The organism is Microbacterium memoriense (assembly GCF_025398275.1).
GTDB lineage: Bacteria > Actinomycetota > Actinomycetes > Actinomycetales > Microbacteriaceae > Microbacterium > Microbacterium memoriense.
Map to the genome: position 1 here is coordinate 137,623 of NZ_JAODOR010000008.1, position 14,328 is coordinate 151,950.

At 68.8% G+C, this 14,328-nt stretch carries 15 protein-coding genes and 1 tRNA gene; 3 read left to right on the forward strand and 13 right to left on the reverse strand.

Translation table 11 applies throughout. From position 1 onward, the window contains the following. Window position 1: 1 nt before the first annotated feature. From N4R40_RS07080 to N4R40_RS07090, 3 genes are all read right to left on the reverse strand, one after another. Window positions 2–1,411, reverse strand: coding sequence for a dicarboxylate/amino acid:cation symporter (locus tag N4R40_RS07080; protein WP_261606657.1), 1,410 nt, complete (start codon window positions 1,409–1,411; stop codon window positions 2–4). Window positions 1,412–1,555: 144 nt separating this feature from the next. Continuing rightward, window positions 1,556–1,647, reverse strand: a tRNA-Ser gene (locus N4R40_RS07085). A gap of 44 nt (window positions 1,648–1,691) precedes the next feature. Then, on the reverse strand, window positions 1,692–2,384 hold the full coding sequence (locus N4R40_RS07090; RefSeq protein WP_407665843.1) for an NUDIX hydrolase: 693 nt from the start codon (window positions 2,382–2,384) through the stop codon (window positions 1,692–1,694). Window positions 2,385–2,443: 59 nt separating this feature from the next. Between N4R40_RS07090 and N4R40_RS07095 the strand changes: the two genes are divergently transcribed. Beyond that, window positions 2,444–3,214 (forward strand): siderophore-interacting protein, encoded by a 771-nt coding sequence (locus N4R40_RS07095; protein ID WP_261606658.1) that lies wholly within the window; start codon window positions 2,444–2,446, stop codon window positions 3,212–3,214. Between the two features lie 9 nt (window positions 3,215–3,223). On the opposite strand, the gene N4R40_RS07100 is transcribed toward N4R40_RS07095, so the two are convergent. Further along, window positions 3,224–4,051 (reverse strand): SDR family NAD(P)-dependent oxidoreductase, encoded by an 828-nt coding sequence (locus N4R40_RS07100; protein WP_261606659.1) that lies wholly within the window; start codon window positions 4,049–4,051, stop codon window positions 3,224–3,226. Then, window positions 4,048–4,692 (reverse strand): NAD(P)H-binding protein, encoded by a 645-nt coding sequence (locus N4R40_RS07105; protein ID WP_261606660.1) that lies wholly within the window; start codon window positions 4,690–4,692, stop codon window positions 4,048–4,050. Before N4R40_RS07105 ends, N4R40_RS07100 begins: the two co-directional genes overlap by 4 nt. Window positions 4,693–4,779: 87 nt before the next feature. Here N4R40_RS07105 and N4R40_RS07110 point away from each other — a divergent pair, with 87 nt between their 5' ends. Then, window positions 4,780–5,817 carry a lactonase family protein gene (locus N4R40_RS07110; protein WP_261606661.1) on the forward strand — a complete coding sequence of 346 codons (1,038 nt, stop codon included), beginning with the start codon at window positions 4,780–4,782 and terminating at the stop codon, window positions 5,815–5,817. A gap of 3 nt (window positions 5,818–5,820) precedes the next feature. Here N4R40_RS07110 and N4R40_RS07115 read toward each other — a convergent pair whose 3' ends face one another. From N4R40_RS07115 to N4R40_RS07145, 7 genes are all read right to left on the reverse strand, one after another. Beyond that, on the reverse strand, window positions 5,821–6,000 hold the full coding sequence (locus N4R40_RS07115; protein ID WP_261606662.1) for a hypothetical protein: 180 nt from the start codon (window positions 5,998–6,000) through the stop codon (window positions 5,821–5,823). Window positions 6,001–6,009: 9 nt separating this feature from the next. Next, entirely contained in the window at window positions 6,010–7,218 is a 1,209-nt protein-coding gene (locus tag N4R40_RS07120; protein ID WP_261606663.1) for an MFS transporter, read from the reverse strand. 83 nt (window positions 7,219–7,301) lie between these two features. Beyond that, window positions 7,302–8,999 (reverse strand): ABC1 kinase family protein, encoded by a 1,698-nt coding sequence (locus N4R40_RS07125; RefSeq protein WP_261606664.1) that lies wholly within the window; start codon window positions 8,997–8,999, stop codon window positions 7,302–7,304. A gap of 4 nt (window positions 9,000–9,003) precedes the next feature. Next, complete coding sequence (locus N4R40_RS07130) at window positions 9,004–9,621, reverse strand: PadR family transcriptional regulator (RefSeq protein ID WP_261606665.1); 618 nt, start codon at window positions 9,619–9,621, stop codon at window positions 9,004–9,006. 99 nt (window positions 9,622–9,720) lie between these two features. Further along, on the reverse strand, window positions 9,721–10,998 hold the full coding sequence (locus tag N4R40_RS07135; RefSeq protein ID WP_261606666.1) for a M18 family aminopeptidase: 1,278 nt from the start codon (window positions 10,996–10,998) through the stop codon (window positions 9,721–9,723). Window positions 10,999–11,014: 16 nt separating this feature from the next. Then, complete coding sequence (locus N4R40_RS07140; protein WP_261606667.1) at window positions 11,015–11,560, reverse strand: NYN domain-containing protein; 546 nt, start codon at window positions 11,558–11,560, stop codon at window positions 11,015–11,017. Between the two features lie 29 nt (window positions 11,561–11,589). Continuing rightward, window positions 11,590–12,669, reverse strand: coding sequence for a DNA glycosylase AlkZ-like family protein (locus N4R40_RS07145; protein ID WP_261606668.1), 1,080 nt, complete (start codon window positions 12,667–12,669; stop codon window positions 11,590–11,592). Between N4R40_RS07145 and N4R40_RS07150 the strand changes: the two genes are divergently transcribed. Next, complete coding sequence (locus tag N4R40_RS07150) at window positions 12,664–12,891, forward strand: putative zinc-binding metallopeptidase (RefSeq protein ID WP_261606669.1); 228 nt, start codon at window positions 12,664–12,666, stop codon at window positions 12,889–12,891. The two genes, N4R40_RS07145 and N4R40_RS07150, sit on opposite strands and share 6 nt — an antisense overlap. 3 nt (window positions 12,892–12,894) lie before the next feature. On the opposite strand, the gene N4R40_RS07155 is transcribed toward N4R40_RS07150, so the two are convergent. After that, on the reverse strand, window positions 12,895–14,292 hold the full coding sequence (locus N4R40_RS07155; RefSeq protein WP_261606670.1) for a dihydrolipoyl dehydrogenase family protein: 1,398 nt from the start codon (window positions 14,290–14,292) through the stop codon (window positions 12,895–12,897). Window positions 14,293–14,328 lie beyond the last annotated feature (36 nt).

Below are 14,328 nucleotides of genomic sequence, written 5' to 3' on the forward strand. Positions count from 1 at the left end.
GTCACGCGCGCACGGGCTCCGCTGACGGCGATGCGCCATCCTCGACGGCGTCGTCCGAGTCGTCCGCGAACGGCTCTCCGTCACGCCGTGCGTTGTAGAGCGCCTCGTCGAGGATCCCCTCCCGCTTGGCCACGATCGTGGGAACCAGCGCCTGTCCCGCGACGTTGACCGCCGTACGGCCCATGTCGAGGATCGGGTCGATCGCGAGGAGGAGACCCACGCCCTCCAGCGGAAGACCCAGTGTCGACAGCGTCAGGGTGAGCATGACGGTCGCGCCGGTCGTTCCGGCGGTCGCGGCCGAGCCCACGACCGAGACGAGCACGATCAGCACGTACGAGATGATGTTGAGCTCGACGCCGAAGAACTGGGCGACGAAGATCGCGGCGATCGCGGGGTAGATCGCGGCGCAGCCATCCATCTTCGTCGTCGCACCGAGCGGCACCGCGAACGACGCGTATTCCCGCGGCACGCCGAGGTTGCGCTCGGTGACCCGCTGCGTCAGCGGCAAGGTACCGATCGACGAGCGCGACACGAAGGCGAGCTGAACCGCCGGCCAAACGCCCGAGAAGTACTGGCGGACCGACAGCCCGTTGGCCTTGATCAGAATCGGGTAGACGACGAACAGCACGAGCACGAGTCCGACATACACCGCCACGACGAACCAGACGAGCGTGAGGAGCTTGTCGGTGCCGTACGAGACGACCGCCGAACCGATGAGCCCGAGGGTGCCGATCGGGGCGATCCGGATGATCCACCAGAGCACCCGCTGGACGACCTTCAGAAGTGATTCGGTGACCGAGATGAAGGGCTCGGCGCGCTTTCCGAGCTTGAGCGCCGCGATCCCGACGGCGACCGAGACCACGATGACCTGGAGGACGTTGAATCCGACGCTCGAGGTGACTGCGCCGGTGGCCGCATCGGCGGAGCTCGACACGGTCAGGCCGAGGAAGTTCTGCGGGATGAGGCCCTTCAGGAAGTTCCACCAGGTGCCTACCGCGTAGGGGTCACCGGCGGTCAGGTCGCTGTGATCGACACGATTGCCGGGCTGGATCGTCACCCCGAGGATGATGCCGATCGTCACGGCGATCAGCGCGGTGATCCCGAACCACAGCAGGGTCTGGCCGGCCAGCCGCGCGGCGTTGGTGACCCGGCGCAACTGGGTGATGCTCGCGACGATCGCGAGGAAGACGAGCGGAATCACGGCAGCCTTCAGCAGCGTGACGTAGCCGTTGCCGATCGTCGACAGTGTCGCGGTCAGCCCGTTGGGGTTGCCTTCCGCGTCCGTGCCCAGATTGAGCGCGAGCACGCCCAGCACGACGCCGAGAATCAGCGCGAGCGTGATCTGGAATCCGAACGAGCGGTAGAAGGGCTTCTTTTTGCGCGCTGTCGCGCCGGTCGGGGTGGAACTCACGTGTATCTCCTGGGGGACGGCGAATGCCGAGTGATGCGATGTATCGATCTGGATGCGGGGGCCACGCGGCACAACGACCGGGATAGCGCTGTCATTCCCGCGAGACGCGAAAAAGCCCCGACCGCGAAGTCGGGGCTTTCTCTGTGGCGGAAGTGACAGGATTTGAACCTGCGAGACGAGTTACCCCGCCTACATGGATTCCAGCCATGCTCCTTAGGCCGCTCGGACACACTTCCAAGGGACGATCCTACCTCAGGTCGACGCGCGCTCCTCGCCCGGGCTACGGGATCGGGAGTTCGCGCGTGCGGTCCCAGGGCTCGGTCCATCCGAGGCGGGTGAACAATCCGTCGAGCAGCACAGCGGTGAAACCCCAGACCAGATGGACACCCGTCGGATGGTCGACGACGAACCCCGGGCCCCGCCACTCGCGTCCATCCCGCCGGATGACGGTGACCCCGCGGTGCGCGGGGTCGAGAAGATCGGCGACGGGTGCGCGGAAGACGGCGGCGGATTCGGCCTCATCCACGACCCCCACGGCAGACGGATGCCGCCACCATCCGAGAACGGGGGTCACGACGTGGCCGGAGTACTCGAGCGGCACCGGGTCGAGGGCGCCGAGCACATCGACACCGGCGAGGTCGAGCCCCGTCTCTTCGCGAGCTTCACGAAGTGCCGCACCGGTCGGGCCGTCATCGCCGGGATCCAGCCGCCCCCCGGGAAAAGCCACCTGCCCGGGGTGCGAGCGCAGCGTCGTCGCGCGGGCGAGGAGCAGCACGTCGAGATCGCGGGACACCGCGGAGGCCACATGATCGCTCGGGAGGTCGTCGAGGACACCGAACAGGATGAGCACAGCCGCGGCGCGCGGATCTGCCGGCATCGGGAACCCCCGCGTGTCGCCGATCGGACCACCCTCGGCCGCGATTCGCTCGAGGTGTGCGCGTGCGGTCGGGGGTGAAACGGAGGCAGCGGGCACCCTCTCAGGCTACGCCCGCAGATCAGCCCCCCGCCCGTTCTGGCGACTACCGTGGAGAGGTGGCCCTTTCTTCGCGCACTGCTCTCCGCCCGCCCCGCCCCACGATCGAGTGGGAGGTGGTCGCGACGGCGCAACTGAGCCCGGACCTCGTGCGCGTCACGCTCGGCGGCGCCGGGTTCGGTGAGTTCGAGGACCGGCCCGAGACAGACAAATACGTCAAGCTGAAGTTCACCGGCGCCGATGCCGTGCCCGTCACCCGCACGTACACGGTGCGCCGCGTCGACCACGAGGCCCGCACACTCGACATCGACTTCGTCGTGCACGGCGACGAAGGCCTCGCGGGGCCGTGGGCGGCCGGTGCCCGCCCGGGCGACCTCATCGGCCTGATGGGGCCGGGCGGCGGGTATCGCCCCGATGCTGAGGCGGACTGGCATCTGTTCCTCGGTGACCTGTCGGCGCTTCCGGCGATCGCCGCGACGCTGGCCGCGCTGCCGACGGATGCCGTGGGTCATGTGTTCGTGGAGGTCTCCTCCGATACCGCCATCATCCCGGTCGAGGCCCCGGCGGGCGTGGAGATCGAGTGGGTGGTCGACCCCACCCATAAGGCCGAGACACTGGCTTCGGTCCTCGCTCAGTTCGACTGGCCCGCCGGTGTCGTGCAGGTGTTCGCACACGGTGAGCGCGAGTCGATGAAGGCACTGCGGCGCGTCCTGTTCGACCAGCGCGGGCTCGACCGCGGCCAGGTCTCGCTCTCGGGCTACTGGGCGCGCGGCCGCACGGAGGATCGCTTCCAGGCCGAAAAGCGCGAACCGATCGGCCAGATTCTCTGACAGCGCTCGTTACGCGTCGATCCCCAGCATCCGAGTACTGCGTTCCCACAGGTCCCGCGCGAGCTCCGTGTCGTCGGCGAGCGGCGATGTCTTTGCGACTTTGTTCTTCGCGTAGTACTCCCCCGGCGTCCAGTCGACGCCGGGCGCGCCGAGCGCAAGCCAGGCCAGTCGCCCGCCACCGACCTCGGTGCCGGTGAGGAGCCGGCTCACGAGCGGATTCGTGTACATCCAGCGCCACATTCCGGTCGAGGCCGACGCGAAGCTCGACGCGATCGCGCCCGGATGGAACGCGACGGCGGAGAGTCCCTGGCCACCGAAGCGACGCTGCAGCTCTTTCGTGAACAGCACGTTCGCGAGCTTCGCATTGCCGTACGCCGCGCTGGCCGAGTAGTCGCGTTCGCCCTGCAGGTCGTCGATGTCGAAACGCGAGAAACGCTGCGCTGCGACGCTGGACGTCTGGATCACCGATGCGCGATTCGCGATCAATCGCTCCGTGAGCAGATGCGTGAGCAAAAACGGCGCAAGGTGATCGACCTGAAAGGTCAGCTCGAACCCGTCGGCCGTGACCGTGCGAGCACCGAAGATCCCGCCGGCGTTGTTGGCCAGCACGTCGATCCGCGGGTAGCGCTCGAGGAGGGTCGCGGCGAGGGAGCGCACCTGCGCGAGGTCGGCGAAATCGGCCACGTGCGCGTCAGCATCGATGCTCTCGGCGACGGCGCGGGTCTTACCCGGATCGCGTCCGACGACGACGACGTTCTCCCCCGCCGCGTGCAACTGCCGCGCCGCGGCAGCACCGATGCCGTCGCTCGCGCCGGTGAGGACGATCGTCCGCGTCACGCGTGCAACGCCGCGGTGATGGGAACAGACCCCGCGTTGAACCGGATCGTGCGGCGGATCGTGGCGGGTTCCTCGACGGCTGCCGCGATGACGGCGGCGACGTCGGCGCGGGACACCGAAGCCGACTCACGTGCGTCGACATCGATGGCGCCGGTCGGCTCGTCGAGCGTGAGCGCGGACGGCGCGAGAATCGTCCAGTCCAGCGCGCTCGCACGCAGGTGCGCATCGGCCGCGGCCTTCGCTTCGGCATACGCGAAGAAGGAGTTGTCCGGATCGACACCGTGGTCCGGCCCCGCACCGAAGTACGACACCATCACGTACCGCGAGACGCCGGTGGCAGCGGCCGCGTCGATCGATCGGATGGCGGCATCCCGATCGACCGCGTACGTGCGTTCGGGGGCTCCCCCGCCGGCGCCGGCCGACCAGATCACGACGTCGTTACCGCTCACGAGGTTCGTGAACTGATCGAGGTCGAAGGTTTCGATGTCAGCGACGAGCGGTGTCGCGCCGGTCGCGGCGACCTCGGCCTCGTGATCCCGATTGCGGATCACCGCCGTGACGTGATGACCGGCCGCGGCCAGAAGCGGCTCCAGCAGGAGCGCGACCTTTCCGTGACCGCCGATGAGCAGGATGCGGGCCATGGGTGGCTCCTTCCGTCCCTTCGAGACTACGTGCTGCACGGCGACCGAGACGCGCCACCGGTACCCGTCCGCGCCTACGATCGAAGCATGACCGACTCCTCCTTCGTCTTCGTCGCCAATTCCGGCGACAGCAGCATCAGCACCTTCCGACTGCAGGATGGGAGCCTCGAGAGGGTGGCCGTCACGGGCGGGGTCACCGGGTGCTCGAACTTCGCGATCGACGTCGAGCTCGGCCTCATCCACGCATCGGTCAAGGCCGACGACAACGGCGGCGAGTCCGGCATCCTGACCCTCTCGATCGACCGCGAGACCGGTGTGCTGACCCCGGTCTCGCGCCGGGATCTCCCGAAGGGTGCCATGAACTATCTGACGCTCTCGCGCGGCGGCACTGCGCTGCTGGGCGCTGCGTACGGTGCCGGATACGGATTCATCGCCCCCGTGACCGACGGTGTCGTCGGCGAGCCGACCGCCCAGATCACGTTCCCGAATCTGCATTCGGTCATCACGAGCGCCGACGGCCGATTCGCCTACTTCGTCTCGCTCGGCGACGATGTGATCGCGCAGTACGCCATCACCGACGATCTGACCCTCGACCCGCTCTCCCCGGCCACGGTCGCCGCGCCGACCGGCTCGGGCGCGCGTCACATCGTGCTGAACGGTTCCGAAGACGCCGCGTATGTGCTGACAGAGTACTCCGGCGAGGTCCTGCACTTCTCACGTGATGTGGATGCCGGCACCCTCACCGCGCGAGGCTCCGCAAGCGCGGTCGACCCCAACGCCGGCCTCACGCACAGTCGCTTCGGCGCCGACCCGCGCGCGGAGCACCTGATCTGGGGCGCCGACCTGCACTTCAGCGGCGACGACGTGCTGTGGGCGTCGGAGCGGAGCGCCTCGACGCTGGCCCCGGTCGCGGTCGCCCCCGACGGCTCGGTCACGGATGCGCAGAGCTTCGTCGTGACAGAGGAGCAGCCCCGCGGATTCGCCGTGAGCCCGGACGGCGCGTGGCTCGTCGCCGCCGGCGAGCAGTCGACCGATGTGTCGCTCTACGCCGTGACGGGCGACAGCCTCGACCTGCGCCAGCGCGCGGAGACCGGCCGCGGCGCCAACTGGGTGCGCTTCGCCTGAGGCCTACTCGTCGGATCCGGCGAAGACCGCCCGCAGCGCGAAGAACACGACGACGGCGACGACGAGGACGACCAGCGCCTTGAAGAAGAAGGCGAGCACGCTGAACAGCACGTTCACCAGCACCCAGGCGATGACGATGGCAACGATCACGCCGACGATGGTCCAGAGGCTGCTTTTGTTCACGCATCCAGCCTAAGCGAGAGTCGCGAGCGCACGGCGTGAGGCCACCGCATTGACCACGCCGAGGGCGAGCACCAGGAGCGCGGCCCCCACGGGCAACAGCATCGCAACGGATGCCGAGGTCGCCTCGGCGAGCGCGCCGGTCACGGCAGAGGCGATCGCCTGCGCGAGCGTGAGCGCTGATCCCACGAGGGTCATCGTTGTCGCCGACCGCCCCTCCGGGCTCCGGTCGCCGGCGAGGCTGAAGAGTGTGACCAGGGTCGGCCCGACGCCGAGCCCCATGAGGCAGAGCATGACGATCACGGTCCCGAGGTCACCGGCGGTGGCATAGCCCCACGCGGTGAGCACGAGGATTCCGCTGAACACGAGCCAGCGCAGGGTCAGCGGGAACCGCGGGGGCAACAGCATGACCATGAGCGCCAAGACCGCCGAGCCGATTCCCATCAGACCGTAGAGCAGTCCCGACTGTTCGCCGTGACCGACCGACTGTGCGAAGGCGGTGAGCGAGGTCAGCGTCGCCCCGAAGAAGAGCCCGACGCCGAAGGTCGCGCCGACGACGACCAGCACGGGTCCCGACAGCACCGCTCGGATCGGTGCGCGGGTGGCTGCGGGATCCGTCGTCATGGTGGCCGTCGGATGCACCGCGAACGCGGTGACGAACGCGAAGCTGAGCAGGGCCGCCATTGCGATCGGCGCCCACGGCGCGACGAATGACGCCAGCACTCCGACCAGCACGGGACCGATGATGAATGCGGTCTCGTCGACGGCCGACTCGTACGACATCACGCGCGACATCGTGCGCTCGCGTCGGTCATCCGACATGCGATCGCGGGTGATTCCGACGAGCCGGGTACGCGAAAGGGCCGCCGCCTGCGGCGCGGTGAGCCCGACCAGCACGGCCGCGAGAAGGATCACGCCACCGGGCGGATCACTCATGACGACGAAGGGGAAGAGTGCCAGCAGGATGCCGTTCGCCAGCCCGACCGGCAGTACCACAGTGCGTTGCCCGAACCGGTCGACCAGGTCGCCGATGAGCGGACCGGCCACGACGACACCGACGCCGGTCGCTGCGGAGGTCAACCCGGCGAGGGCGATCGATCCGGTGGCGTTGGTGACGAGGGTCAAAACCCCGACGACCATCATCGCGAACGGCAACCGCGCGAGCGCCGCGATGGGGAAATAACCCCAGCCGGTATGGCGGATCAGTGACGGTTCGCTCACGCACGACCTCCGAAGTAGTCAGCTCGTTTTCACGTGCCGCCTTGCTCCGCAAGCAGGTAGGTGCACCAATATCTCGATCGATTCTACCGCGATCGCCTCGCGTGCGCAGAGGGGCGCCGCGGGGCGCCGGCGAACAGGGCATGCAGGAGCGGGAGGATCGAGACGATCATCAGCGCGACGCCGAGAACGGATGCCGGGCCCAGCAACAGGATGCCGCCGACGAGTAGCCCGACGAACAGGACGGCCGACACGACCCGGCGAAGCGTCCGTTCGAGCCGCTCGAGTTGGCGTTCGACACCCGGGTTCGCGACCTGGATGAGACCCGCGTCGAGTTTCGTGAGCGTGCGGTCGATGCGGCCGGGGAGGCGGAGAGCGGTGCCCGCGGCATCCACCACTCGACCGGCGACGTCCGCCACGACATTGCCGGTCTCTTCCCGCAGAAGCTTCTGGGCATAGGGTTCGACCGCTTCCCAGATGTTGAACTGCGGGTCGAGCGAACTGCACAGCCCCGACACGAGCGACATCGCGCGGATGATGAGAAGGAAGTTCTCGGGTAACTGGAACGGCAGCGCGCGCATCGTTTCGCCGAACTCGTCGGCGAAACCGCGGAACTCACGCGGATCGACCTTCTGCAGTTCCGCGAACCCCATGCCCCCGAAGCGCTGGAACAGCACCGTGAGCGCACGCTCGAGTTCGATGTTGTCGGCCGACGGCAAGAGCACGCCGACCTGCTCGAACCCGGCGACCATTCCGGCGCCATCGCGGGATGCCACGGCGATCACGAGCTTCCGGAGTCCCGCGCGGAGCCCGGCGGGAATCTGCCCCATCATCCCGAAGTCGATGAAGGTCAGCGTCCACGTGCGGCCGACGGCATCCGCAGCGTGCGGCGTGACGAACACGTTTCCCGGATGCGGGTCAGCGTGGAAGAAGCCGTCCGCGAACAGCTGATCGAACATCACGGACGCGAACTCCGCCGCGACGGCGGACGGGTCGATTCCCGCCGCACGGAGTGCGTCGACGTCGTTGATCTTGATCGCCGTGACGTCCTGGAGAGTCAACACGCGCCGCGTCGAACGCTCCCACACGATCTCGGGTGCGGACACGCGCGCACCGTCGGCGACATTCGCGCGGAACCCCTCCGCGTTCGCGGCCTCCCGCAGGTAGTCGATCTCCTCGAGGCTCGTCGCCGCGAATTCCTCCACGAGCAGCGGCATGTCGACTCGGTCGGAGACCAGACGCACACGGCTCAGCCACTCGGCGACACGGCGGAGCGCCGCGAGGTCGACGTCGACGATGCGATCGATGCCCGGTCGCTGCACCTTCAGCACGACCGCGTCGAGTCCGGTGAGTGCGGCGTCTTCGGCCGTCAGGCGGGCGCGGTGCACCTGCCCGAGCGAGGCGGCCGCGACCGGGGTCTCATCGACCGACGCGAATGCGCGGGCGAGGGGAAGTCCGAGCTCCGCCTCGGCGGAGGCACGAATCTCGGCGAACGGAACCGCGGGCACCTCGTCCTGGAGTTTCTCGAGTTCCGCGGTGACTTCGGGGGGCAGGATGTCCAGCCGAGATGACAGGAACTGGCCGACCTTGATCATCAGTCCACCGAGGTCGACGGCCAGGGTGTGGAACCGCTGCGAGATGCGCCGGAGCCTCCGCGCACGCGTGCGCTCGGCGATGCGACGCAACCCGATGCGCGGAAGGAACAGCTCGTACCACCACGCCTGCAGCATGTACCGCAGGGCGAAGCGGGTGATCCGGCGGTAGCGCGAGCGCTCCGCCGGCATCCGCTCAGTCCTGGGCAAGGATCGCGTAGAGCTTGCGCCGGGCGTCGTCGAGAACCGACACCGCTTCGGCGACCTGCTCGGGCGTGCCGGTGCGTCCGACCTGCATCGCCGCCTGGGCGAGGTTGGCACCGGACTTCGTCAGCGGCGCGCCACCTCGGTGTCCGCGCGGGGTCCCGGTGGCGCCGGACGGCTCCGAGGTCGCCCACGAGCGGTCGGCGGTCTCCGCTTCGGCACGCCCCGCGACGGTCAGCGAGTAGGTCTTGCGGCCGCCGGACTCTTCGACCTGGATGAGGCCTTCGTCGGTGAGCATCTGCAGCGTCGGGTAGACGGAGCCCGGGCTGGGCTTCCACGCGCCACCACTGCGCTCTTCGATCTGCTGGATCAGCTGATAGCCGTGCATCGGCTGCTCGACGAGGAGCGAGAGGATGGCTGCGCGCACGTCACCGCGCGGCGCACGGGTGCCGACCTTCTGGCCGAACTGACTGAACGTGTCGCCGAAACTCTGCTCGAGACCGTCCTTGATCTGACCCAGGGTGTTCCACAGGTCGTCAGCGGAGGCGCCGCCGAAGGCCTGTCCGAAACCCTTGCCCGGAAAACGTCCGTCCGTGAATGAAGTACCCATGAAATCCTCCAACGATATATCGAGCGATACCCAACGATACGTCGATCGATATCCGTCAGGGTGGATGCTGCCCGACTCACAGCGAACCCCAAGAGTGAGTCAGCCGGCGAAGAACGCTCCCGCGGCCCGGCTGAGGTCGAGGAGATCGCTCGTGCCGGCCAGTTCGCGCGCCGAGTGCATCGACAGGATCGGGATGCCGACGTCGACCGTCCGGATCCCGAGCCGGGTCGCGGTGATCGGGCCGATGGTCGAGCCGCACGGCACCGCGTTGTTCGAGACGAACTCCTGCGAGGTGACCCCGGCATCCGCGCACCAGCCGTGCCACGCGGCGGCGCCGGCACCGTCCGTCGCGTAGCGCTGGTTCGCGTTGATCTTGAGGATCGGGCCGCTGCCGAGCACCGGTTGGACGACGGGGTCGTGCTTGTCGGCATAGTTCGGATGCACGGAGTGCCCGACGTCACTCGAGACGCACCATGAGGCCGCGAGCGCGCGCAACTGCTCCTCACGGCCGGCCCCGAGCGAGAGCTGCACCCGCTCGATCACGTCGGCCAGGAAGGGTCCCGCGGCGCCCGAGCGCGTCCCGGAGCCGACCTCCTCATGATCGAACACGGCCAGCATCGCGATCCGATCGGCGGCTTCGTGTGCCAGCAGCGCCACCACGCCCGCGTGCACCGACGCGAGATCGTCGAGCCGGCCACTGGCGAAGAAGACGTCGTCTTTGCCGAAAATCGCGCCGCGCGCGGCGTCGGCGGTCACGATGTCGTAACCGCGGATGCGGGCGGCATCCACGCCGGCCACGCCCGCGAGCTCGCCGAGCAGGTCGGCCGATGCGGCTTCGCCGAGTCCCCACACCGGCTGGGTCTGGGTCTGCTTGTGCAGCGCCAGGTGATCATTCGCCTCGCGGTCGAGGTGGATGGCCAGTTGCGGGAGACGCAGCAGCGGGCCGGTCGCCGCGAGGACCGCCGTGCCGTCGTCGAGCACGAGCCGACCGGCGAGGCGGAGCTCGCGATCGAGCCACGAGTTCAGAAGCGGCCCACCGTAGATCTCGACCCCGGCCTGCAGCCAGCCGAGCCGGCCCGTGGTGGGCCGCGGCTTGAGCTTGAACGCCGGGGAGTCGCTGTGCGCACCGAAGATCTGGAACGCGGTGTCCGCGGAGGCGCCAGCAGGAACGACCCATGCGATCACGGCGCCGTCCCGAACGACAAGGTGCTTCGATCCGGGCTGTGCAGGCCAGGCCTCGGTCTCGTCGAGAGCGGCGAACCCGGCATCCACCAGGCGACGGGCGACCTCGGCGGCGGCGTGGAAGCTCGACGGCGATGCGGCGACGAAGTCGGCAAGGTCTTCGGCGTGGGCGCGGGCACGGTCGGTATCAGGCACGGGTCTCCTCAGATCGTCAGCGCAGGAACTGCGCGGGGTCGAACTCGTCGATCGGGATGACGCGGACGCGCGGCAACGCTGCGTCGAATGCGCCGGCGTCGTATTCGAGGTCGAAGAACTCCAGCCCCGGAAGGTGGCTGTATTCGGAGCTGCGGAACTCTTCGAACCCGAGGATGCCGACCCGGCGCGTGCCGGTGAGCGCAGCCACCTCGGTGACGAAGTCCCGGTCGTGGCTGACCAGGACGACGTCGCCGTCGCGCTCGGCGAGCGCCGTGAGCGTTCGCTGGATGGCGATGTCGACGACCTTTTCGTCCGTCTCCCCCGACAGCGGAATGGGCTGGTATCCGAGCGCCAGCAGCGCCTGCACGAACGACATCGGCAGGTTCGTGCTGGCGTTCAGGAAGAAGAGGCCGCGGGTGGGCTGATTCCACCGATCCTGCAGAAAAGTGAGGATGCGATCCCACCGCGGACGCTCATCGGGTTGCGGACGGCGACCGAGGATCGAGCCCCCCAGCGTCGCATCGATGTTCTCACCGTCGACCAGCACCCACGTCGTGTCCACAGGACCTCCTTGCGCTTCAGTGTAGGAGGTCAGCCCAGCCCCACGACCGCCACGCCCAGCCACTCGGCCAGGTCGCGGATTTCGGCGTGGACCATGTCTCGCTCGTCCGCGTCGAAGCCGACGAGTTCATGAATGGCGCCGACCACCAGCGTCTCTCTCTTCTTGTCGAGCTGCGCGTCGAGCAGACCGATGAAGCGGTCACCGGCCAAGATCGGGTGCACGAAGTACCCGAACACGCGCTGCCCTTTCGGTTTGAATTGCTCGAGGACGAACTCGAAATCGAACAACTCCTTCAGGCGCGGGCGATCGTACAGCATCCCGTCGTAGGGATTGAGGATCGCGACCCGGCCGCCCGCATCGTCGGACAGCCCCGCGGCCGCGACCGGGTCGACGCGCCACTTCCACGTCGATCCCTCGACCGTCGCCGGCTCCCCCGCGTCGCCCACCGGAGTCCACGGGGACTTCTGCCGCGCGAGACCGGCCGCCTGCAGCCGGCGCTCATCCAGGATGCGGCCCGCGTCGTCGTAGTCGAGTACGGGCATGTCTGCCGGAAACGCGCGCTCGGCGATGTCCCAGCGGCGCAGGCGGCCCTCCCGCCCGACGATCGAGACCTCCCCGATGAACGACAGGAGCTCCAGCATCCGCGGGACCTGATTGGATCCGTACCAGCCCGATTCGCTCGCGTGAGCGACCTGGCTGGTATCGGCGATCTGCGCCGCCAGCAGGGGCCCTTCGGCGCGCAACGCAGCCAAGACATCAGCACGGAAGCGTGCGTTCGCCGCCAACCACTGCGTCGCTTGGGCCCGCAAGACTCGGCCGCGCATGCGCGCGACGCGTGCGGCCAGCAACGAACCCGCGTGGAAGTGCCCATCGTGCTCGAAGAGGAGGTGGTCGCCTTCGACGGCTTTGCGGAGCTGTCCCGGCTCGTACGACCAGCCGATGCGCGACCACAGGATCGTCTGCTCGGACGTGGCGATCGTCGCGGTCGGATCGATTTTGATCGCGGCGAGCTGTTCGGCGACTTCGACGACGTCGCCCGGTCGATCGGCATCGAGAAGTTGCGCACGCACGACCAGTCGGCGCGCCTCATCGCGGGAGAGCTCGTGCATGTCGGCCAGTGTAGGCAGGGGTGGCGACGCCCTGGAGGATGGCTGTCGCGCGGATTCAACCGTATCAACCGCGCCATGGGTCTCTCCGACCTCTACCCGTTCACGATCACCGCGCCCGTCCAGCGCAAGCTGGCCTTCGTCCACGACATCGTCACGCGGGCGCCACTGACGACCGAGGAACAGCGCGCGCTCGCATTGGCCACGCCGGAGGAGCGCGCGTGAAGGTCAGCGATCGTACTCCTCCAGCCAGCGCAGCCACACCTCGCTGAGCGTCGGATACGGCGGCACCGCGTGCCACAGCCGACGGAGCGGGACTTCGCCCACGATCGCGATCGTCGCGGAGTGGAGGAGCTCGGCCACGTCCGGTCCGACGAAGGTCGCCCCCACGAGCACGCCGCGGTCCTCGTCCACGATCGCGCGCGCGGTGCCGTCGTATCGCGCGGAGTGCGTGCTGGCCCCCGCGACCCACGAGAGGTTGTAATCGAGCACACGCACCGCGATGCCGGCTTTCCGCGCTGCGGCCTCGGTGAGTCCGACCGAGGCGACTTCGGGGTCGGTGAAGGTGACCTGCGGGACGGCCGCGTGGTCTGCGGTGGCGACGTGGCGGCCCCACGGCGCGTCGTCGACGGCGACCCCCTGTGCACGGGCGGCGATCACGTCACCGGCGGCACGCGCCTGGTACTTGCCCTGATGGGTCAGCAGCGCGCGGTGGGTGACATCACCCACCGCGTAGAGCCACTCGCTCCCCCGCACCCGCATCGTGTCGTCGACGTCGATCCAGGCGCCGGGCTCGAGGCCCACGGCATCCAGACCGACGTCGCCGGTGCGCGGCGTGCGTCCGGTCGCGACGAGAATTTCGGATGCCGCGACCCGCGTACCGTCGCCGAGTTCCACCGTGACGCGGCTCCCGGACCGCGTTACCCGCTGGGCATCGACGCCCGTACGCACGTCCACGCCGGCCGTGCGCAAGGCAGTGGCGACCCGGTCGCCGGCGAACGGCTCCATCCCACCGAGGAGCCGCGATCGGGCAAGGACGGTCACTGCGCACCCGAAGGAGGCGTAGGCCGTGGCGAGCTCGCACGCGACGACGCCGCCGCCGAGGATCACGAGCGACTCCGGGATCTCGCGTACGGCGGTCGCCTCTCGCGAGGTCCACGGCGCGGCGTCGACCAATCCGGGGATGTCGGGGAGGAGGGCGGCCGATCCCGTGCACACGGCGACGGCGTGCCGAGCGCGCAGCACTCGCTCGCCGTCGACGGTGACCTCGCGCTCCCCCGTGATGCGTGCGTGCCCGCGCACCAGTTCGATCCCCGCGCCCTGCAGCCACTCGACTTGCCCGGCGTCATTCCAGTCGTGCACGATTTCGTCGCGTCGACGCAGCACCGCGGCGACGTCGACGGCGCCCGCCACGCCGGCGCCGGGCGCATCGCGCGCGCCACGGAGCGCGGCCCCGGCGCGCAGTAGGACCTTGGAGGGCATGCAGGCCCAGTACGAGCACTCGCCGCCGACGAGCTCGCTCTCGACGATCACGACCGACAGGCCGCCTTGCACAGCCCGATCGGCGACGTTTTCGCCGACGGGCCCGGCGCCGATCACGATGAGGTCGAACTCTGCCGTATCCATACCCCCACGCATACCCGAGTGTGACGCCATGTGCCA

Excerpts from the sequence above, each read along its gene's own strand:
- N4R40_RS07105 (WP_261606660.1), bottom strand. The coding sequence starts at position 4,692 with ATGGCCCGCATCCTGCTCATCGGCGGTCACGGAAAGGTCGCGCTCCTG.
- N4R40_RS07110 (WP_261606661.1), top strand. The coding sequence starts at position 4,780 with ATGACCGACTCCTCCTTCGTCTTCGTCGCCAATTCCGGCGACAGCAGC.
- N4R40_RS07125 (WP_261606664.1), bottom strand. The coding sequence starts at position 8,999 with ATGCCGGCGGAGCGCTCGCGCTACCGCCGGATCACCCGCTTCGCCCTG.
- N4R40_RS07130 (WP_261606665.1), bottom strand. The coding sequence starts at position 9,621 with ATGGGTACTTCATTCACGGACGGACGTTTTCCGGGCAAGGGTTTCGGA.
- N4R40_RS07145 (WP_261606668.1), bottom strand. The coding sequence starts at position 12,669 with ATGCACGAGCTCTCCCGCGATGAGGCGCGCCGACTGGTCGTGCGTGCG.
- N4R40_RS07155 (WP_261606670.1), bottom strand. The coding sequence starts at position 14,292 with ATGGATACGGCAGAGTTCGACCTCATCGTGATCGGCGCCGGGCCCGTC.